We start from the raw sequence: 626 nt of genomic DNA on the forward strand, positions 1-626 counted from the left end.
CGACGATCGCGTAGCAAAGCAGCATAGCCAGAGCCCAGATGGTGATCTGGTTGTCCAGGCCCGCCAGCCGGCCGAGAGCCGCCACCGCCAGCACCAGCAGCGGGATGGCGACCGCGCTGACCACCATGGCGCGCGCATGCAGTTTCAGCAGTTCGCGATCGAAGTCGAGGCTGCCGGCCTGTTGCGAAAGGCGGTCGCGCGTCTTGCGCACCGCGCGCGCCACATCGCTGTTGCGGTGCGGTTTACGGCGGTCCACAATGAATTTATCCGCTGTGTTCGAGCGTAGCAAAGGCATACGGACTTCAATTTCTGCGCGCAGCGACTTTCAGTTCGTTAAGCTACGTTCGAATGATTAAGAGACTGTTTGCCATATGAGCCGTTTCGGGCCGCGAGGACCGCGCCGGCGCTATGCGGCGAGCCCGCCGCGCAGCCTGTGGCGCAAGCTGCTGGACTATGGGCTGGCCTTCCTCTTGCTCGGGTTGCTGACCCTGGTGGCGGCTCGGCTCGATCGCTTCGAGACTCGCAAGGAGCAAGGCACAGCGATCGTCAATGACGGCGATTCGATCACGCTCGGGACCGAGCGCATCCGCATGCGCGGCATCGATGCTCCCGAGTACCAGCAGACC

2 pseudogenes are annotated in these 626 nt (G+C 63.4%); one reads left to right on the forward strand and one right to left on the reverse strand.

Annotated elements, in window-relative coordinates:
* Positions 1–295: pseudogene (locus EOA28_RS37780) on the reverse strand (sensor histidine kinase); the annotation flags it as partial.
* A gap of 76 nt (positions 296–371) precedes the next feature.
* On the opposite strand from EOA28_RS37780, the pseudogene EOA28_RS37785 reads away from it, so the two are divergent.
* Positions 372–626, forward strand: a pseudogene (locus EOA28_RS37785) (thermonuclease family protein); the annotation flags it as partial.

This window comes from Mesorhizobium sp. M2A.F.Ca.ET.067.02.1.1 (genome assembly GCF_004023285.1).
GTDB lineage: Bacteria > Pseudomonadota > Alphaproteobacteria > Rhizobiales > Rhizobiaceae > Mesorhizobium.